Source organism: Formivibrio citricus (genome assembly GCF_900115065.1).
GTDB classification, from domain to species: domain Bacteria; phylum Pseudomonadota; class Gammaproteobacteria; order Burkholderiales; family Chitinibacteraceae; genus Formivibrio; species Formivibrio citricus.
This window is the reverse complement of record NZ_FOVE01000023.1, coordinates 26,838-44,558: the sequence shown is the minus strand read 5'-3', so window position 1 is coordinate 44,558 and position 17,721 is coordinate 26,838. Positions and strand designations below refer to the sequence as shown.

Here is a 17,721-nt window from a genome sequence, read left to right as displayed (position 1 = left end):
TGTGCTCATTTTCTTGCCCAATGACCGATGCATACCCGTCCGATTCAAAACCTGCCAGTGAAGCTCTGCAGCGTGTACGCATCAACTTCGTTATGCGTCGCGCAGCTGCGCTTCACTAAATAGCAGTTTTTTCGGCCTGTATGAACCCCGGCTTCTCCGCCTATAAATAGAGGTTCACTTCCCGCTGCGCCGTAGCCGTCTATGAAAATGAACGTGTATTCGACCTCACTTTTTGAAGCCTAATCCCGCGGCCCTTGAGGCCTAACCCCATCCCCGCGTGACCAAGTGCTTGTTTTACCGTGAGATCGCAGTTATAAAAAACTCATCCTGCTACGGAAATTACTTCAATGGAAGATGAGGCTGTCAAAAAAGCGCCAAAATTGCTGGGTCAAGTGCGCGAGCGTTTGCGGGTGATGCATTACAGCATCCGGACGGAAGAGTCTTATTTGCTCTGGGTTCGCCGCTTCATCCTGTTTCATGACAAGCGCCATCCGCGCGATATGGGGGCGGCAGAGGTGGAGGCATTTCTGACTCATCTGGCAGTTGTCGGGAATGTGGCCGCCGCAACGCAAAACCAGGCGCTCGCGGCAATTTTGTTTTTGTATCGCGAGGTGTTGGGTGTTGATTTGCCCTGGATGGCGGATATTACCCGGGCCAAAAAACCGCAGCGGGTGCCGGTGGTGCTGGCTACCTCGGAGGTATTGCGCGTGCTGGCCAATGCATCCGGGCAAACCGGCTTGATCCTGCGTCTGTTGTATGGCACCGGAATGCGTTTACTGGAAGGTTGCCGTTTGCGTGTGAAAGATCTCGATCTGATTCGCGGCGAGATTCTGGTACGCGACGGCAAGGGAGAGAAGGATAGGGTGACCATGCTGCCGCAAAGTCTGGTGCCGGAATTGCGACAGCATCTGGATAAGGTGAAATCGCAGCATGAGGCTGATCTTGCGGCAGGGCTGGGGGCTGTGTATTTGCCTTATGCGCTGGAGCGCAAATATCCGACCGCGAGCCGGGAGTGGGCATGGCAGTATGTTTTTCCAGCCGCCGGTTTGTCGGTTGATCCTCGCGGCGGGGTTCGGCGTCGGCATCATGTGGAGGACCAGACCGTGCAGCGGGCGATGAAAAAAGCCGTGGCTTCTGCAGGGTTGACCAAGCCGGCATCGCCCCACACCCTGCGCCACAGTTTCGCCACGCATCTGCTGGAAAGCGGGTATGACATCCGTACGGTTCAGGAGCTGCTCGGCCATAAGGATGTCAGTACAACCATGATTTACACCCATGTGCTGAACAAGGGTGGGCGCGGTGTGCAAAGCCCGCTGGATAGACTGTAAAGGAGGGGGCATGACAGCGATTCTGACGTGCATCCAGGGCGATCTGCTGGCGCAGGACGATTGCGATGCGATAGTGAATGCGGCCAATGCAGAGTTGCTGCCGGGCGGCGGCGTGTGCGGGGCGATCCACGATGCTGCGGGGCCGGAATTGGCGCGGTATTGCGCCGGTTTGGGCAGCATTGCGGTTGGCGGTGCGGTGGCGACACCGGGGTTTAATCTGAAGCAGCGCTGGGTGATCCATGCCTGCGGGCCGCGCTATGGGTTTGATCGCCCTTCGGACAAACTGCTGGCCGATGCGTTCAGGAATGCGCTGGATGCGGCTGAACGGAAACAGGTGAAGAGGATTGCTTTCCCTGCCATCTCGACGGGAATCTACGGTTATCCGCTCGATGAGGCGGCGAGGGTAACAGTGGCGGCAATCCGCGCCTGTTTGCCCGCCCTGGGGTCGGTCGAGGAGGTGCGGCTGGTGTTGCGCGATGCGCAGACCTGGCGGGTTTTTGGTGCCGAGGTGGGATGTTGATTGATTAGACCAAGTGAGGTTCGAATTTTGTCGTCATGCCGGCGCAGGCCGGTATCCAGCAACGAAGCCATTTCAAACCACTGGACCCCGGCCTGCGCCGGGGTGACGAGTTCGAACAAAATAAAAAACGGGCGCGAAATTCGCGCCCGTTGCCTTGCCTGAAGGAGGAGGGGATCAGGCGTTGGCGGAAGCGCCGTTGCTCTTGCGGGATGCGGTCTTCACGGCATCGGCAGTCGCAGTGGTAGCGGCCTTGAGGGAGGCGTCGGTGAAGTCGGCAACTTGCTTGGCGGCCTTGGTCAGGCTGTCAACGGCAGCAGCAGTGGCTTGTACGGTGGACTTGACGGCAGCTACGGCCACGTCAGCGCCAGCCGGAGCGGACTTCACGAAACGGTCCAGACCGGAAACAACGTTCTTGTTGAAAGCAGTGGTGCGCTCTTCAAACAGTTGGGACAGTTCGCTCTGGGCTTGGGAGGAGATTTCGTACAGGTTGCGGGAGTAGGCAACGGTGCTGTCCAGGGTGGACTCGGAAATCTTCTGGCGCAGGGCCAGGGCGTCCTGGATGTCCTTGATGCCGGCGAGAGCCTTGGCGTTCTTGGCGTTTTCTTCCAGAGCGCTCTTGGCGGCTTCCAGTTGCAGCTTGGCGAGGCGTTCGGTGGAATCCAGGGAGATGCGGGCGAAACGCAGGCCGATTTCGATTTGTTCGGTAGCGAAGTCAGCGAATTGTTGTTGAGCGGTAGTCATCATGTGTTCTCCAAATAATCAGTTAAAAGTGATGTTGCCAAAGACCTGGGTCAATCAAATTTTTGCCGGTTGGGCTGAACAAATGCTGCTCTGCACAATCCTTGAACTGCATTCTAAATGTTGCGCTGCAAAAGTCAACAATTTTTTGTGCGTTGCAACATTTGCTTTGCGGGACATGGCGGCGTATCCTCCGCGTATTCAAAGTTATTAATGCAGGCAACCCCCGGAAACTGACCATGAGCGCAGAAAAACTGGTTATCAAGAAATACCCCAACCGCCGTCTTTACGATACGTCGACCAGTAGCTACATCACGCTGGCGGACGTGAAGCAACTGGTGCTGGACAATGTCGAGATCCAGGTTCTGGATGCCAAGACCGGCGAAGACCTGACCCGTTCGGTACTTTTGCAAATCATCATGGATGAAGAGTCCGGTGCGATGCCGATGTTTTCCTATGATGCGCTGACCCAATTGATCCGTTTCTACGGCAACGCCATGCAGGGCCTGATGGGCAATTTCCTCGACAAGAACATGGCGCTGTTCATGCAGATGCAGGACAAGCTCGGCGAGCAGACCCAGTCGGTGATTTCGGGAGAAAACCCGGTTTTCAGCAATCCCCAGCTCTGGGGTGATTTCATGAAGTTCCAGGGTCCGTCGCTGCAGAAGATGATGGGCGATTACCTGGAAAGCGGTGCCAGCATGTTCATGCAGATGCAGCAGCAGATGCAGCAGCAGATGCAGGAACAACTGCAAGAGCAGGCGCGCGGAATTTTTGCCGAACCTGAAGCCACTCCGGCAACTTCGGCGGCTCCTGCAGCTCCGGCGGAGAGCGCGGAAGCAGAGCCCAAGAAGGCCGCTGCGGCCAAGCCGCGCACTGCCACGCGCAAGCGCACCGAAGACAAGTCCTGAGCGCGGATTGTAAGCGCCGACGGCAACGTCTAAAATCCTGTCCGGTTCTGGCGGGCATGCCTTGGGGCATGCCCGTTTTTATATATGGCCTTCGAGCGAAGGCCCCGGAGAATGTGATGTCTGTTACACCCAAAGTCGGCTTTGTTTCGCTAGGATGCCCCAAAGCGCTTTCCGATAGCGAGCAAATCCTCACCCAGTTGCGCGCCGAGGGTTATCTTGTTTCCCAAACCTACCAGGATGCCGATCTGGTGGTGGTCAATACCTGCGGCTTCATCGACAGCGCGGTGCAGGAATCGCTCGATGCCATCGGCGAGGCGATCAAGGAAAACGGCAAGGTCATCGTGACCGGCTGCTTGGGCGCACGCGGCGACATGGTGCAGCAGGCGCATCCCAAGGTGCTGGCCGTGACTGGCCCGCATGCCAAGGACGAGGTGATGGCGCACGTGCACGAGCACCTGCCCAAGCCGCACGATCCCTTCGTCGATCTGGTTCCGGCTGCCGGCATTCGCCTCACACCCAAGCACTATGCCTATCTGAAGATTTCCGAGGGCTGCAATCACCGTTGCACCTTCTGCATCATTCCGTCGTTGCGCGGCGATCTGGTTTCGCGCCCGGCCAACGAGGTGCTGCGTGAAGCCGAGCTTCTGGCGCAGTCGGGTGTGAAGGAGTTGCTGGTCATCTCGCAAGACACCAGTGCCTATGGCGTCGATCTCAAGTATCGCACCGCATTCCACAACGGCCGACCGGTCAAGACGCGCATGACCGAGCTGGTCAGCGAACTGGGCAAGCTTGGGTTGTGGGTGCGACTGCATTATGTCTATCCGTACCCGCACGTTGACGAAGTGATTCCGCTGATGGCGGAAGGCAAGGTGCTGCCGTATCTTGACATCCCGTTCCAGCATGCCAGCCCGCGCATTCTCAAGCTCATGAAGCGCCCCGGCGATGCCGAAAACGTGCTGGCGCGTATCCGTAAATGGCGCGAGATTTGCCCCGATCTGGTGTTGCGCTCGACCTTCATCGTCGGCTTCCCCGGCGAGACCGAAGCCGAATTCGAAGAGCTGCTGGCTTTCCTTGAAGACGCCGAACTCGACCGCGTGGGCTGCTTTGCCTATTCGCCGGTCGAGGGCGCAGCGGCCAACGAGCTGCCCGATCCGGTGCCGGAAGAGGTCAAGGAAGACCGTCGCCGCCGCTTCATGGAAAAACAGGCGCAAATCAGTGCCCGCAAGCTCGCGCGCCGCGTTGGGCAGGAAATGACCGTGCTGGTCGATGCGGTCAATCCGGTCATCAAGTTCGGCAAGCCGATGGGCACCCAAGTGGTGGCGCGCAGCTATGCCGATGCGCCGGAGATCGATGGCGTGGTGCGTTTCAGGGCAGGAACCGGGCGCGTGGCGGTCGGCGATCTGGTCCGCGTGCGCATCACGGCGGCGGGCGAGCATGATCTTGATGCGGAATTGATCGGATGACGGGGCTCGATTCCAGCTACGAACGCCGTTTCGGCGGCATCGCGCGCCTCTACGGCCAGGCCGCGCTGGAAAAATTTAGCCATGCGCATGTCTGCGTGATCGGCGTGGGGGGCGTGGGCTCCTGGGCGGCGGAGGCGCTGGTGCGCTCCGGCATCGGCCGCATTACGCTGATCGATTTCGACGATCTGTGCGTATCGAACACCAACCGCCAGTTGCCGGCGCTTGACGGCAATTACGGCAAGCCGAAGGTTGAGGTGCTGGCGCAGCGCTTTGCGCAGATCAACCCGGAGTGCAAGATCGAAACCATTGCCGATTTTATCGGCCCGGAGACTTTCGATGCCTACCTGGCGCGGGACTATGATTTTGTGGTCGATGCCATCGACAGCCTGAAATCCAAGGCGGCACTGATTGCCGAATGCCACAAGCGCAAGCTGCCCGTGATCATGTCCGGTGGTGCGGGCGGGCAGATCGATCCCACGCAGGTGCGCATCGACGATCTGGCGTGCACCACGCACGATCCACTGGCTTCCAAGGTGCGCGCGATCCTGCGCCGCGAATACGGCTTTGCGCGCGGCGAGAAGAAGATGGGTGTGCCGTGCGTGTATTCGACCGAACAACTGGTCTATCCGCAGTCCGACGGCACGGTCTGCGCACAAAAGCCGCAGGAAGGCGGGGCGCGCGATTGCGAATCCGGCTTTGGTGCCGCGCTGTGCGTAACCGGTACGTTCGGTTTTGCCGCGGCCTCGCACGTTCTCAGAACACTGTCCCGGAAGGTTTGAGCCATGACGCCGCGCGCAGATCAGCAGTTGCCGTTTTGGGTTTTTCTGGCTGTACTGCTGTGCTGGTTGCTGCCGGGGCTGGTCGGGCATGAGCCGTGGAAGCCGGATGAGGGTTATACCTTCGGGCTGGTGCGCCATATCGCCGCGACGGGCGACTGGGTGGTGCCCACACTTGCGGGCGAGCCCTTCATGGAAAAACCGCCGCTTTATTTCATCGTGGCGGCAGGGTTTCTTAAATTGCTGGGCGGTATTCTCAACCCGCCGGACGCGGCGCGGCTGGCTTCGGGATTCTTCCTGGTGCTGGCGCTGGTGGCCGTGGCGGGGGCCGCGCGCGAGCTGCACGGTCGCGGATGCGGGCGCTGGGCGGCGCTGGCACTGATCGGCTGCGTGGGGCTCGCGGTGCGCGCGCACCAGATGATTACCGATACGGCGCTGCTGGCCGGCACGGCTTGGGGGCTGTACGGCTATGCACTCGGGCTGCGCCGCCCCGTGGCCGGCGGGATTGCGCTGGGGCTGGGGGCAGCGACGGCATTCCTCTCCAAGGGCTTGCTGGGGCCGGGCCTGCTGGGCGTGGCCGGGCTGGTTTTGCCCTTGCTCGGTCGGGCCTTCCGCGACCGGCGCTATGCGGGATTTCTGCTGGTTGCCTTGCTGGCGTTTCTGCCGCTGCCGGCGCTGTGGATGAGCGCGCTGTACGAGCGCTCTCCCGAATTGTTCCGCGTCTGGTTCTGGGTGAACAACCTGGGGCGCTTCGACGGAACGGCCGGACTGGGGCCGCGTGCCGACCACCATTTCTTCTATCTGCTGCTGTTGCCGTGGTACGCCTTGCCAGCGCTGCCGCTCGCCGCTGTGGCGCTGTGGCGCGAACGCGCTCGCCTGCTCGCGGCGGTCTGGAAAGTTCCGCTGGCTTATTTCCTGACCGCGTTGCTGGTGCTCTCTGCGGCCTCCGATGCGCGCGAACTGTATGCGCTGCCCTTGCTGCCGCCACTGGCGATTCTCGCAGCCGGTGCAGTGCGTTTCCATATGCCGCCCTCGCTGGCGTGGCGCAGGTTGTGGCTGGCCTGCTTCGGCCTGCTGGCGTTCGCAATCTGGTTGGCGGGTATCGCGCTGGCATTCGGTGTGCCCCAAGGCTTGTGGCTGCGCCTGATGGCCAAGGCGCCGGGCTTGCAGCCGCACGGCAGCATCGGTCTGCTGTTGCTGGCGCTGGTGGTGACGGCCTTGCTGGCAGCCCTGTCGCTGGGCCGGCGGGCGTGGCAGCGCGGATTGTTCGTCTGGACTGCCGGCTTCAGCCTGTGCTGGGCGCTGGCGATGCTGCTGGGCATGCCGTTTCTCGATTACACCAAGCGCTATGCCGAAACCTTCCGGGCGTTGAGCCCGTACCTGCCGCAAGGCGAGTGCGTGGCCAGCCTGCGGCTGGGCGAGCCGCAACGCGCCTTGCTCGATTACTACGCCGGTTTGCGTACCTTGCGTAGCGAAGTCGAGCCGCGCGCTGCGACATGCCGGTACACGCTGGTACAGCGTGAAACCGGGCAGGGCGAGGTGAAACTGAACGGGCGTTTGCTATGGAAGGGGGGGCGGCCGGGTGACAGCAAGGAATGGTACGAGTTTTACGAGCTGAAATAACCGTTGGCCTGGACCTCGCGTTCTGGGAATATATCCCCGTTATCGTTTGAACCTGCTGCGGAGGTCACATGCGCCAACCTGTCGATTTGAAAAAAGCCTTTCGCCTGATCAACCACGGCCCGGTGACGCTGATTACCAGCGCGCATGGCGATGCACGGAACATCATGGCGGCTTCGTGGACCATGCCGCTTGATTTCGATCCGCCCAAGGTGGCGCTGGTGATCGACAAGAATGCCTATACCCGTGAATTGATCGAAGCTTCCGGCGAATTCGCGCTGAACATCCCGGCGCGGGCTATTGCACCTGCGATCTTGAAGGCGGGTGGCAGCTCTGGCCGCGCAGGCGACAAATTTGCGGCATGCGGTTTGCAGACGTTTGCTGCGGAGCGCGTCTCGGCGCCGCTGGTCGAAGGTTGTGTTGCATGGCTGGAATGCCGCCTGATTCCCGAGCCGCACAACCAGGAAGCCTACGACCTGTTCATTGGCGAAGTCGTGGCCGCCCATGCCGACAAGCGTGTGTTTATCGACGGACGCTGGCGTTTCGAGGAAGACAAGCTGCGCACCCTGCATTACGTGGCAGGCGGTACTTTCTTCCAGACCGGGGATGAGGTCGAAGCCGACTGACTGTTTGCGCCCGCCAAAGAACAAAGAGAACAAAAACAATGAAACCACTGGAAAACGATACTTTCCTGCGCGCCTGCCTGCGCCAACCCACTGACTACACACCGGTCTGGCTCATGCGCCAAGCCGGGCGCTACCTGCCTGAATACCGCGCCACGCGTGCGCGGGCTGGGTCTTTCCTGGGGTTGTGCCACTCGCCTGACTTGGCGACCGAGGTGACGTTGCAACCGCTGGAGCGTTTTCCGCTCGATGCCGCGATCCTGTTCTCCGACATCCTCACGGTTCCCGATGCCATGGGGCTGGGATTGTATTTTGCCGAAGGCGAGGGGCCGAAGTTCGAGTGTCCTCTGCGCGATGAATCCGCCATTCGCGCGCTGACCGTACCGGACATGGACAAGCTGCGCTACGTGTTCGATGCGGTGGCGAGTATCCGCAAGGCGCTCAATGACCGGGTGCCGCTGATCGGCTTTTCCGGCAGCCCGTTCACGCTGGCGTGCTACATGATCGAAGGCGGTGGCTCGGACAGGTTCAGCCGGGTCAAGGCGATGCTCTACGACCGGCCCGATCTGCTGCACCATATCCTCGACATCAACGCGCAGGCCGTCACCGCCTACCTCAACGCGCAGATCGCAGCGGGCGCGCAGGCCGTGCAACTGTTCGATACCTGGGGCGGCGTGCTTGCGGCTGGCAAATACCAGGAATTCTCGTTGGCCTATATGCGGCGGGTGATTGCCGGTTTGACTCGCGAGGCTGAAGGGCGACGGGTGCCGGTGATCGTGTTCACCAAGGGCGGCGGGCTGTGGCTGGAGGAAATCGCCGATTGCGGTTGCGACGTGGTCGGGCTCGACTGGACCGTGGATCTGGGCGAGGCGCGCAAACGGGTGGGGCACAAGGTAGCCTTGCAGGGCAATCTCGATCCCAATGCGCTTTTCGCCAGCCCCGGGGCAATCGAGCGCGAAGTACAGCATCTGCTGCGGCAATACGGCGACGGACCGGGCCATGTGTTCAATCTGGGGCACGGCATTTCGCAGTTCACCGATCCCGAGCATGTGGCGGCGCTGTTACGTGCGGTTCATGCAATCCGATCGGTTTAGCTCTTGTTGACGCTGTTTTGTGACCAACGCCAACAGAACTTGGCTTACAAGCGTAAAAACCTCCAATTTCCCGCATGAATCAGTGAGTTGCAGTGCAAATTTCAGGTGTGACCGACAAATTAGAGCTTACTTATACACATCGGGCCGTCCTGCTTTAAAACGACCTGTCAAGGGTTGGTTAAAAATGTTTTTCCGACTGTTGACTTTTGTAGGTACTTGAAAAATAAGAAAATTATTTTTCGGATTAATTTTTACGCAATTTAACAGAAACGTTGTCTGGACTGCCTTTGACCCACTTCTCCGGAAGTGTTCCACAAAATTATCCACAGAAGTTGGGGATAAGCCGGCGGCAGCGAGATTGGCGAGATTTTTTTTAGAGCCTGTACACGATCAGCCGTGAGAAGCCGTCAGCGGGGTGAAGAGCAGCGCAAAAAACGGAGTGTACAAGGAGTACATGAGGATTTTGAGCAGCGCATGAGCCCTGATCACGGCTTCGCAGCAAGTGCGTGAACAGGTTCTTACGGATTCATGTGGAAAAAATGATTTGCGCTGCCCAAGTGGCGCTCGATGTTCCTTTGACGCGCCTCTTTTCCTATGCGGTCGATGGTGGGCTGCTTGCCGTGGGCGAGCGTGTTTTCGTGCCTTTCGGGCATCGTGTCCTGTCCGGTGTCGTGGCGGGGCTGGAGGAGGTTGCAGAGGGCAGTATGACGCTCAAGGCGGTGCAGAGCGTGCCGCGCGATCTGCCCTGCCTGTCGCCCGAATGGCTGGCGCTGTGCCGCTTCGTGGCAGATTACTACCATCACCCTCTGGGGCAGGTCATTGCCACGGCGCTGCCGGCTGTTTTTCGTATCCCGGAAGTCTTTACGCCCGCACAACCCCCGTTGCTCTATCGCTGCGACGATGTGGAGGCCTTGCTGGCGCGCCTGGCGGCGCGCGCCACGGCGCAACGCCGGGTGGCGCAGGCACTGGCAGTTCCGCAAACGGCGGCCAGCTTGCGCGCCCTGGCCGCGCCCGCGATGCGCTGGATTGCTTCCTGGCTGGAGCAGGGCTGGATCGAGGCCGTGCCGGAAACGGCTATGGCAAAAGGGAAAGCAGCAACGAATGCGCCCGTGCCCAATCCGGAACAGGCGCGGGCGGTCGAGGCGATTGCATCGGCAGAGGGGTTCGTACCGTTCCTGCTCTTCGGCGTGACGGGAAGCGGCAAGACCGAGGTCTATCTGCAAACGATTGCCACCGTGCTGGCGCGCGGCAAGCAGGCGCTGGTGCTGGTGCCGGAAATCAACCTGACGCCACAGGCGGAATCCGCATTCCGGGCGCGTTTCCCGCAGGCGCGCATCGTCAGCCTGCACAGCCGGCTCAACGACAGCGAACGCGCGCAGGGCTGGCTGGCTGCGATGCGCGGCGAGGCGGATATCGTGCTCGGTACGCGGTTGGCGGTGCTGGCACCGTTGCCGCGGCTGGGGCTGGTTGTGGTCGATGAAGAGCACGATGCTTCGTTCAAGCAGCAGGACGGATTGCGCTATTCCGCGCGCGATATCGCGGTGTATCGCGCCAGCCAGGAAGGCATCCCGGTCGTGCTCGGTTCGGCAACGCCCAGTCTTGAGAGTTGGCGCAATGCCGAGAGCGGACGCTACCGCCTGCTGGAATTGCCGGCGCGTGCGGTTCCGGGCGCAGCGTTGCCCGAACTGCGGGTTCTTTCCATGCGCCGTGCGCCGCAACGCGACGGCCTGCACGAATCGGCCATTGCCGCGATTGGCAGGGCGCTGGATCGCGGCGAGCAGGCGCTGGTATTCATCAACCGGCGCGGCTATGCGCCAACGCTCGCTTGCGGCGAATGCGGCTGGTCCGCGAGTTGCCGGCACTGCTCTGCACGGCTCGTGCTGCATCTGGGGGCGCGACGTCTGCGTTGTCATCATTGCGGCTACGAACTGCGCATTCCGCCGGCCTGCCCGGATTGCGGTAACCAGGATCTGAAACCGCTGGGGCGCGGAACGCAGCGGCTGGAAGAAAACCTGCAGGCGCTGTTTCCAGGGCGGAACATCCTGCGGATCGACCGCGATTCGACCCGGCGCAAGGGGGCGATGGATGCGGCGCTGGAAGCAGTGCATGCCGGCGAGGCCGATATTTTGGTCGGCACACAGATGCTGGCCAAAGGGCACGATTTCCCGCGACTCAATTGCGTGCTGGTGCTGGAGGCAGATAGTGGCCTCTTCAGCGTGGATTACCGTGCCGAAGAGCGTCTGTTCGCCCTGCTGACGCAGGTCGCGGGACGGGCTGGGCGTCGCGAGCAGCCCGGCGAGGTGCTGGTGCAAACCCAGTTCCCTGAGCACCCGTTTTACGCACAGTTGCTGCAGCGCGACTACCGCGTGTTTGCCGACCGAGCCTTGAGCGAGCGCCGCGACCTGCGCCTGCCGCCTTTTGCTGCGTGGGCCTTGTTCCGGGCTGAAGCGCAGCAACTTGACAGTGCGCTCGAATTTTTGCGGACAGTGAAACAGTGTTTCGTGCCGGAGCCGGGTTTGACGATCGGCGATCCTGTCGCTGCGACGATGCTGAAAAAATCCGGGCTGGAGCGGGCGCAGTTGCTGGTTTCGGCGGAAAACCGCCAGCTCTTGCAGCGCGCGCTGGCGATGGCAGAGCCGGCGATGGATAGGTTGAAGGCGGGGCGGATTCGCTGGTCGCTGGATGTTGATCCAGCGGAGGTATGAAAACCGCGGCTTGCCTTGACGCTGTTCAACTTAAAGGTTTTTACGCGCCTGCGGCGCAGGGTTTACAGCCGGTTCCGCCCGGCAGACGGGAAAGGGATTTGTCTCGCCAAATCCCCTTCACCCCCAGGCGAGCCCACTCCGGCGCCCCTGCGGGGTTCCCTGCGATGCTCGCAAGGCGCGGCGGCTGCCAACACGGAGAAAAACAAACCCTTGCGCCTTGGGAGTGCGCAAGGGTCTGATTTTTTGCTCTTCTCTGTGTCTCTGTGGTGAAGACGTCAGGATTGCTTGGCTTCGAGCTTGAGCACTTCGGCGGTTACGCCGGTCACTGCATTCAATTCGTCTCGCATCGTATTGATCTCGGCAATTTCGCCCGCAAGCTGCAGGATCACCAGCCCTTCTTCGGTACAGGCATCGCCCACGCCGTCATGCAGCCCCAGTCGCACGCGGATGATGCAGCCGTGCTTGGTCAAAATATCCTGCACGGTGTTGGCGCAGGCGTGGCGTTTGCTGATCAGGATGCCCATGAGGTGGTAGGTGTGCATGTTTCAGTCTCCAGGTGAAGGGTTCCTATTGGGTATATGCCCAGAAAGCCGGTAGCGCAATTTTATCTTTGACATAAAACAAAAAACGCCCGGTCGGGCGTTTTTTCAAGAACGAAGCGAGGCTGCAATCAGATGGCTTCGTCGTTGGTCTCGCCGGTGCGGATGCGAACCACGTGCTCCACCGGGGATACGAAAATCTTGCCGTCGCCGATCTTGCCGGTATGGGCGGCCTTGACGATGGCTTCGATTGCAGCTTCGACGCGATCATCGGAAACAATGACTTCCAGCTTGGCCTTGGGCAGGAAATCCACCACGTATTCCGCGCCGCGATAAAGTTCGGTATGCCCTTTCTGGCGACCGAAGCCTTTGACTTCAGTCACGGTCATGCCGGTGATGCCGATATCGGAGAGGGCTTCGCGTACTTCGTCGAGCTTGAACGGCTTGATGATGGCTTCGATTTTTTTCATGTTCGAGGTTCCTGTGCTTGATTGGCCAAAGGCAGCAATGCAAGGAGTATAGCTGTGCGCCGCCGGAGTCGCCAAGGTGCCTGCCTGAATGCGGAATCTTTGCTTTTTTCGCCACAACAGTTTGCTTGAATTTCCCTTATAATTGCCCGTTTCGTGATGTTTCTGAGAGTTTGAAAATGCCGATCTACGCTTACCGTTGCACGTCGTGCGGTCATGAAGACGAACACATGCAGAAGCTTGCAGATCAACCGCTGACCGAGTGCCCAGCCTGCAAGACGCCTAATTACCAGAAGCAATTGACCGCTGCCGGTTTCCAGTTGAAGGGGTCGGGCTGGTATGCGACCGACTTCAAGGGCGGTACCAAACCTGCGGCGGACAACCTGCCTCCTTGCGCCAAGACCGGCGTATGCGGGTGTCACTGAGTCAAATCGAATGATGAAAAGCCTGAAGAAATACCTGCTGACCGGCATGCTGGTCTGGTTGCCGATTGCGGCAACGGTGTGGGTATTGCAGTTGCTGCTCAATACCGTGGACCAGTTTGCGGCTAAATTCCCGTCGGCTTACCGGCCTGACTACTGGTTGCTGGAGCAATTGGCCGAGCATGTGCCGCAGATTCGCCTGTTGCCCCAGTTGCCCGGCTTCAGCCTGATTCTGGTTCTGGTCGTGCTGCTGGTGACCGGTGTACTTACCGCCAACATCCTGGGACAGCGCCTGCTGTCGTTCTGGGAAAACCTGCTCAATCGGATTCCGATCGTGCGCAGCATCTACGGCGGTGTGAAGCAGGTTTCGGATACGCTGTTTTCCGGTTCCGGCCACGCTTTCAGCAAGGCGCTGCTGGTGCGTTTTCCTCATCCGGAAGCTTGGAGTATCGCGTTCGTGACCGGTTTGCCCGGCGAATCGATTGCGGCGGCCATCGACGGCGAGCATATCAATGTCTATGTGCCGACCACGCCGAACCCGACTTCCGGCTATTTCATCATGGTGCGCCGCGATGATGTGATTGAGCTCGACATGAGCGTGGACGAAGCGCTCAAGTATGTGATTTCCATGGGCGTAGTGGCGCCCGCCGAAAAAAAGGCCGGGCAGCGCTGATGCTGTGCCCCCGATTCAACAACATGATTCAAAACAAAGAGTAAAGAACCGATGCGTACCGATTACTGCGGCTTGATTGACAAGCGATTCCTTGGGCAGACCGTGACCGTGAAGGGCTGGGCCCATCGCCGGCGTGACCATGGTGGCGTGATCTTCATCGACCTGCGTGACCGTGAAGGTCTGGTGCAGGTCGTGATCGATCCGGATACCCCCGATGCTTTTGCCACGGCCGATTCCAGCCGCAATGAATATGTATTGTCGATCACCGGTATCGTTCGCGAGCGGCCGGCTGGAACCGCCAACAGCAAGATGATTTCCGGCGAGATCGAAATCCTTGCCAAGGAAATCGAAGTCCTGAATGCTGCCGCAACGCCGCCGTTCCAGATCGATGACGAAAACCTCAGCGAAAACGTTCGCCTGACCAACCGCGTGATCGACCTGCGCCGTCCGGCCATGCAGTACAACCTCAGGCTGCGTTATCGCGTCGCGATGCTGGTGCGCAATTACCTCGACAAACAGGGTTTCATCGACATTGAAACCCCGATGCTGACCCGCTCCACGCCGGAAGGTGCTCGCGATTACCTCGTACCGTCGCGCGTGCATGCCGGTCAGTTCTTTGCGCTGCCGCAATCCCCGCAGCTCTTCAAGCAGTTGTTGATGGTCGCAGGCTTTGATCGTTACTACCAGATCACCAAGTGCTTCCGCGACGAAGACCTGCGCGCCGACCGCCAGCCGGAATTCACCCAGATCGATATCGAAACTTCGTTCCTCAACGAAGATGAAATCATGGATATCACCGAAGGCATGGCGCGCCATGTGTTCAAGGAAGCCATCGGCGTGGATCTGGGCGAATTCCCGCGTATCGCTTATGACGATGCCATGTACTACTACGGTTCCGACAAGCCGGACCTGCGCGTGAGCCTCAAGTTTACTGAACTCACCGATGTCATGAAGGACGTGCCGTTCAAGGTATTCAGCGGTGCGGCGAACATGGAAGGCGGTCGCGTAGTGGCTTTGCGCGTGCCGGGCGGCGCGGCGTTCAGCCGTTCCGAAATCGATGCCTGGACGCAGTTTGTCGGTATCTACGGTGCCAAGGGTCTGGCCTGGATCAAGGTTAACGACGCCAGCCAGATCAACGAAACCGGGCTGCAGTCGCCGATCGTCAAAAACCTGACCGAAACCGCGCTCAAGGCCATCATCGAGCGCACCGGCGCGCAAAATGGCGACATCATCTTCTTCGGCGCCGACAAGGCCAAGGTGGTGAATGAAGCCATCGGCGCACTGCGTATCAAGATCGGCCATGAGAAGGGCGAGGCCGGCGGCTATTTTGTCAAGGAATGGAAGCCGTGCTGGGTGGTCGACTTCCCGATGTTCGAGTACGACGAAGAAGGCAAGCGCTGGAATGCCTGCCACCATCCGTTCACCAGCCCGAAGGCCGAGCACCTCGAATTGCTCAAGACCAATCCGGGTGCTTGCAAAGCGCGTGCTTACGACATGGTGCTCAATGGTTGGGAAATGGGCGGCGGCTCGGTGCGTATCCATCAAGCCGACGTGCAATCTATCGTGTTCGATGCGCTGGGTATTGGCGAAGAAGAAGCCCAGAACAAATTCGGCTTCCTGCTCGATAACCTGAAGTTCGGCGCCCCGCCGCACGGCGGTCTGGCTTTCGGTCTGGATCGTCTGGTGACGCTGATGACCGGCGCGGAATCGATCCGCGATGTGATCGCCTTCCCGAAGACCCAGCGCGCACAATGCCTGCTGACCAATGCGCCGAACGTGGTGGACGAAAAGCAGTTGCGCGAATTGCATCTGCGTCTGCGTCAGAAGGTTGAAGGTACCGTCGGTTGATTTTCCTCCGTTCCGGACAAAAAAGCGCCCGCGTGGCGCTTTTTTGTTGACCTTGGCGCAATCGCTGTCAATGCTGTGAAGAATGGGAAAGCAGTCGGAGCATTGAATGAGCGGCGTGGAGGTACTGTATGCCTGCGGGCACAAACAAGTAGCCGATTCGGGCCTCTTGGCGCGACGCGGGGATTTGATCGACGTTGCTTCAGCCAATCCCTGCACGGATTGCTGCCGAAGAATTGCCGAGGAAGCCGGTGCTTTTCCCGCTGTATTCGTCAATGTGCAGCGAATATCCGATGAAATGTCGGCGTTCGTGCTGGAGTTGACTGAGGTCTATTCCCCGCTGGATGAAATACTGGCTCAGACTGGCTATGCCAGAAGCGCGCGATCCCTGGATGAGCTGACGCCGGGCGGCGTGGTCGATGAATATGCGGATTCCGTATGGCGCAAGGAGTTCTGGTTTTCCTTGTCGACCGATCCTTTGCACGTACTGGCTCTGATGGAGTTGGTCAAGGAAGAAACCGGTTGGCTGTCAGGGTATCTGCCGGATGCCGGGGCTGTGCATTACCTGGATTTTCCAGGCTTATGAGGGACTTCCGTTGTTTTTTCAAATGATTGCCTGTCAATGAACCGTTCTGCTGGTTTTGCCCTCTCGGATGACGAAATTGAATTCAGCGCGATCCGGGCGCAAGGGGCGGGTGGGCAGAACGTCAACAAGGTATCCTGCGCCGTGCATCTGCGCTTCGATATTGGCCGCTCCTCCTTGCCGGAAATCTGCAAGTTGCGGCTGCTGGCGCTGCAGGATCAACGCATCAGCAAAGAGGGTGTGGTGGTCATCAAGGCGCAGCAATACCGCAGCCTGGAACAGAATCGGGCGGATGCCCGTCAACGCTTGCTGGAATTGATCGAGAGCGTGGCGGTCACCCCGAAATCGCGTCGAGCCACCCGGCCCACACGCAGCTCGCAACGCAGGCGGGTGGATGGCAAAGTCCGGCGCGGCGCGATCAAGGCTTTGCGCGGCAAGGTCAGCGATTGAGTCGCCATACAGCGTACAATCCCTTCTTTAGCGATATTCAACAGGTTTCCGATGTCAGATACAGATAAATCCATCCGCCTTTCCAAGCGCATGGCCGAATTGGGCTTGTGCTCCCGCCGAGAGGCCGACGAATTTATTGAGCGGGGCTGGGTCAAGGTCGATGGCGTGGTGGTCGATGTGCTCGGTAGCCGGGTGCGCCCTGATCAGCGCATCGATTTGGTGAAGTCCGCCGAAACCGAGTTGGCCGAGCGTGTGACCATCCTGCTGCACAAGCCGGTGGGTTATGTGTGCGGCCCGGCCGAGCCGGGTGAGCGCCCTGCCTGGCAGCTGGTGAAACAGGAAACCCGTTTTTCCGGGGATCGTTCCGATATTCACTATCTCAAGAAACACCATAACGGCTTGGCCCCGGCAGGTTGGCTGGATGTCGATGCCTCGGGCTTGCTGGTTCTTACCCAGGATGGCCGGGTCTCCCGCAAGCTGATTTCCAGCGCCGGCGATTACGAGCAGGAATTCTTGGTCGATCTGGCTGCGCCCTTGCCGGACGATGCCCTGGCCAGATTGAATGGGCGGCCGAAGCTGGATGGCGAGGTCGTTTCCTCAATCAAGGTCAGCAGGCAAAGCGATTTTCAATTGCGGATTGTCGTGCGCGAAAACCGCAACCGCCTCATTCGTCAGCTTTGCGATTGGGCGGGTATCAAGGTAACGTCTGTGCGCCGTATTCGTGTCGGGCGCATTGCACTGGCTGATTTACCGCAAGGGCAGTGGCGTTATCTGCGCGCAGACGAACGCTTCTGAGAACCTGTTCACGCTCTTGCTGCGAAGCCGTGATCGGGGCTCATGCGCTGCTCAAAATCCTCATGTACTCCTTGTACACTCCGGTTTTTGCGCTGCTCTTCACCCCGCTGACGGCTTCTCACAACAGATCGTGAGCAGGTTCTGACAAAGAAGTGGCGGGGGGCGTAAA

18 protein-coding genes are annotated in these 17,721 nt (G+C 59.7%); 15 read left to right on the top strand and 3 right to left on the bottom strand.

Annotated features, from left to right (window positions below; genetic code table 11):
• Positions 1–347 precede the first annotated feature (347 nt).
• Both BMZ36_RS13015 and BMZ36_RS13010 read left to right on the top strand, forming a co-directional pair.
• A complete protein-coding gene (locus BMZ36_RS13015; RefSeq protein ID WP_091197570.1) occupies positions 348–1,328 on the top strand; it encodes an integron integrase in 981 nt (326 codons plus the stop codon).
• Between the two features lie 10 nt (positions 1,329–1,338).
• On the top strand, positions 1,339–1,848 hold the full coding sequence (locus BMZ36_RS13010; protein WP_091197567.1) for a macro domain-containing protein: 510 nt from the start codon (positions 1,339–1,341) through the stop codon (positions 1,846–1,848).
• Between the two features lie 174 nt (positions 1,849–2,022).
• On the opposite strand, the gene BMZ36_RS13005 is transcribed toward BMZ36_RS13010, so the two are convergent.
• Complete coding sequence (locus tag BMZ36_RS13005; protein ID WP_091197564.1) at positions 2,023–2,592, bottom strand: phasin family protein; 570 nt, start codon at positions 2,590–2,592, stop codon at positions 2,023–2,025.
• Positions 2,593–2,825: 233 nt separating this feature from the next.
• Between BMZ36_RS13005 and phaR the strand changes: the two genes are divergently transcribed.
• The 7 genes from phaR to BMZ36_RS12970 all read left to right on the top strand — a co-directional run bounded on the left by phaR (position 2,826) and on the right by BMZ36_RS12970 (position 11,778).
• The gene (gene phaR, locus BMZ36_RS13000) at positions 2,826–3,497 is read left to right on the top strand and encodes a polyhydroxyalkanoate synthesis repressor PhaR (protein ID WP_091197559.1); all 672 of its coding nucleotides are present in this window, start codon (positions 2,826–2,828) and stop codon (positions 3,495–3,497) included.
• A 116-nt stretch (positions 3,498–3,613) separates the two neighbouring features.
• Positions 3,614–4,960, top strand: coding sequence for a 30S ribosomal protein S12 methylthiotransferase RimO (rimO, locus tag BMZ36_RS12995; RefSeq protein WP_091197554.1), 1,347 nt, complete (start codon positions 3,614–3,616; stop codon positions 4,958–4,960).
• Positions 4,957–5,739 carry a tRNA cyclic N6-threonylcarbamoyladenosine(37) synthase TcdA gene (tcdA, locus tag BMZ36_RS12990; protein ID WP_091197549.1) on the top strand — a complete coding sequence of 261 codons (783 nt, stop codon included), beginning with the start codon at positions 4,957–4,959 and terminating at the stop codon, positions 5,737–5,739. The genes rimO and tcdA overlap by 4 nt, the downstream gene beginning before the upstream one ends.
• Before the next feature lie 3 nt (positions 5,740–5,742).
• Complete coding sequence (locus BMZ36_RS12985; protein WP_091197546.1) at positions 5,743–7,359, top strand: ArnT family glycosyltransferase; 1,617 nt, start codon at positions 5,743–5,745, stop codon at positions 7,357–7,359.
• Positions 7,360–7,427: 68 nt separating this feature from the next.
• Positions 7,428–7,982, top strand: a complete 555-nt coding sequence (locus tag BMZ36_RS12980) for a flavin reductase family protein (protein ID WP_091197542.1) — start codon at positions 7,428–7,430, stop codon at positions 7,980–7,982.
• Positions 7,983–8,020: 38 nt separating this feature from the next.
• A complete protein-coding gene (hemE, locus tag BMZ36_RS12975; RefSeq protein ID WP_091197539.1) occupies positions 8,021–9,073 on the top strand; it encodes a uroporphyrinogen decarboxylase in 1,053 nt (350 codons plus the stop codon).
• Positions 9,074–9,612: 539 nt separating this feature from the next.
• Positions 9,613–11,778, top strand: coding sequence for a primosomal protein N' (locus BMZ36_RS12970; protein WP_091197533.1), 2,166 nt, complete (start codon positions 9,613–9,615; stop codon positions 11,776–11,778).
• Between the two features lie 275 nt (positions 11,779–12,053).
• On the opposite strand, the gene BMZ36_RS12965 is transcribed toward BMZ36_RS12970, so the two are convergent.
• Together BMZ36_RS12965 and BMZ36_RS12960 are read right to left on the bottom strand one after the other, a co-directional pair.
• Positions 12,054–12,320, bottom strand: a complete 267-nt coding sequence (locus BMZ36_RS12965; protein WP_091197529.1) for a CPF_0552 family protein — start codon at positions 12,318–12,320, stop codon at positions 12,054–12,056.
• Between the two features lie 128 nt (positions 12,321–12,448).
• Positions 12,449–12,787: a P-II family nitrogen regulator gene (locus BMZ36_RS12960; protein WP_091197524.1), complete on the bottom strand. Its 339-nt coding sequence runs from the start codon at positions 12,785–12,787 to the stop codon at positions 12,449–12,451.
• A gap of 176 nt (positions 12,788–12,963) precedes the next feature.
• Between BMZ36_RS12960 and BMZ36_RS12955 the strand changes: the two genes are divergently transcribed.
• The 6 genes from BMZ36_RS12955 to BMZ36_RS12930 all read left to right on the top strand — a co-directional run bounded on the left by BMZ36_RS12955 (position 12,964) and on the right by BMZ36_RS12930 (position 17,552).
• Positions 12,964–13,209: an FmdB family zinc ribbon protein gene (locus BMZ36_RS12955; protein ID WP_091197521.1), complete on the top strand. Its 246-nt coding sequence runs from the start codon at positions 12,964–12,966 to the stop codon at positions 13,207–13,209.
• Between the two features lie 10 nt (positions 13,210–13,219).
• Positions 13,220–13,879 (top strand): DUF502 domain-containing protein, encoded by a 660-nt coding sequence (locus tag BMZ36_RS12950; RefSeq protein ID WP_308417374.1) that lies wholly within the window; start codon positions 13,220–13,222, stop codon positions 13,877–13,879.
• A gap of 51 nt (positions 13,880–13,930) precedes the next feature.
• On the top strand, positions 13,931–15,727 hold the full coding sequence (gene aspS, locus BMZ36_RS12945; RefSeq protein WP_091197518.1) for an aspartate--tRNA ligase: 1,797 nt from the start codon (positions 13,931–13,933) through the stop codon (positions 15,725–15,727).
• 106 nt (positions 15,728–15,833) lie between these two features.
• Positions 15,834–16,310 (top strand): hypothetical protein, encoded by a 477-nt coding sequence (locus tag BMZ36_RS12940; RefSeq protein WP_091197515.1) that lies wholly within the window; start codon positions 15,834–15,836, stop codon positions 16,308–16,310.
• A 36-nt stretch (positions 16,311–16,346) separates the two neighbouring features.
• Complete coding sequence (arfB, locus tag BMZ36_RS12935) at positions 16,347–16,757, top strand: alternative ribosome rescue aminoacyl-tRNA hydrolase ArfB (protein ID WP_091197512.1); 411 nt, start codon at positions 16,347–16,349, stop codon at positions 16,755–16,757.
• 51 nt (positions 16,758–16,808) lie between these two features.
• The gene (locus BMZ36_RS12930; RefSeq protein WP_091197509.1) at positions 16,809–17,552 is read left to right on the top strand and encodes a pseudouridine synthase; all 744 of its coding nucleotides are present in this window, start codon (positions 16,809–16,811) and stop codon (positions 17,550–17,552) included.
• Positions 17,553–17,721 lie beyond the last annotated feature (169 nt).

Coding starts and splice junctions, on each gene's coding strand:
- BMZ36_RS13005 (WP_091197564.1), bottom strand. CDS start 2,592: ATGATGACTACCGCTCAACAACAATTCGCTGACTTCGCTACCGAACAA.
- BMZ36_RS12950 (WP_308417374.1), top strand. CDS start 13,220: ATGATGAAAAGCCTGAAGAAATACCTGCTGACCGGCATGCTGGTCTGG.
- BMZ36_RS12970 (WP_091197533.1), top strand. CDS start 9,613: ATGATTTGCGCTGCCCAAGTGGCGCTCGATGTTCCTTTGACGCGCCTC.
- BMZ36_RS12980 (WP_091197542.1), top strand. CDS start 7,428: ATGCGCCAACCTGTCGATTTGAAAAAAGCCTTTCGCCTGATCAACCAC.
- rimO (WP_091197554.1), top strand. CDS start 3,614: ATGTCTGTTACACCCAAAGTCGGCTTTGTTTCGCTAGGATGCCCCAAA.
- arfB (WP_091197512.1), top strand. CDS start 16,347: ATGAACCGTTCTGCTGGTTTTGCCCTCTCGGATGACGAAATTGAATTC.
- BMZ36_RS12940 (WP_091197515.1), top strand. CDS start 15,834: ATGAGCGGCGTGGAGGTACTGTATGCCTGCGGGCACAAACAAGTAGCC.
- BMZ36_RS13010 (WP_091197567.1), top strand. CDS start 1,339: ATGACAGCGATTCTGACGTGCATCCAGGGCGATCTGCTGGCGCAGGAC.
- aspS (WP_091197518.1), top strand. CDS start 13,931: ATGCGTACCGATTACTGCGGCTTGATTGACAAGCGATTCCTTGGGCAG.
- phaR (WP_091197559.1), top strand. CDS start 2,826: ATGAGCGCAGAAAAACTGGTTATCAAGAAATACCCCAACCGCCGTCTT.
- tcdA (WP_091197549.1), top strand. CDS start 4,957: ATGACGGGGCTCGATTCCAGCTACGAACGCCGTTTCGGCGGCATCGCG.
- BMZ36_RS12930 (WP_091197509.1), top strand. CDS start 16,809: ATGTCAGATACAGATAAATCCATCCGCCTTTCCAAGCGCATGGCCGAA.
- hemE (WP_091197539.1), top strand. CDS start 8,021: ATGAAACCACTGGAAAACGATACTTTCCTGCGCGCCTGCCTGCGCCAA.
- BMZ36_RS13015 (WP_091197570.1), top strand. CDS start 348: ATGGAAGATGAGGCTGTCAAAAAAGCGCCAAAATTGCTGGGTCAAGTG.
- BMZ36_RS12955 (WP_091197521.1), top strand. CDS start 12,964: ATGCCGATCTACGCTTACCGTTGCACGTCGTGCGGTCATGAAGACGAA.
- BMZ36_RS12985 (WP_091197546.1), top strand. CDS start 5,743: ATGACGCCGCGCGCAGATCAGCAGTTGCCGTTTTGGGTTTTTCTGGCT.
- BMZ36_RS12960 (WP_091197524.1), bottom strand. CDS start 12,787: ATGAAAAAAATCGAAGCCATCATCAAGCCGTTCAAGCTCGACGAAGTA.
- BMZ36_RS12965 (WP_091197529.1), bottom strand. CDS start 12,320: ATGCACACCTACCACCTCATGGGCATCCTGATCAGCAAACGCCACGCC.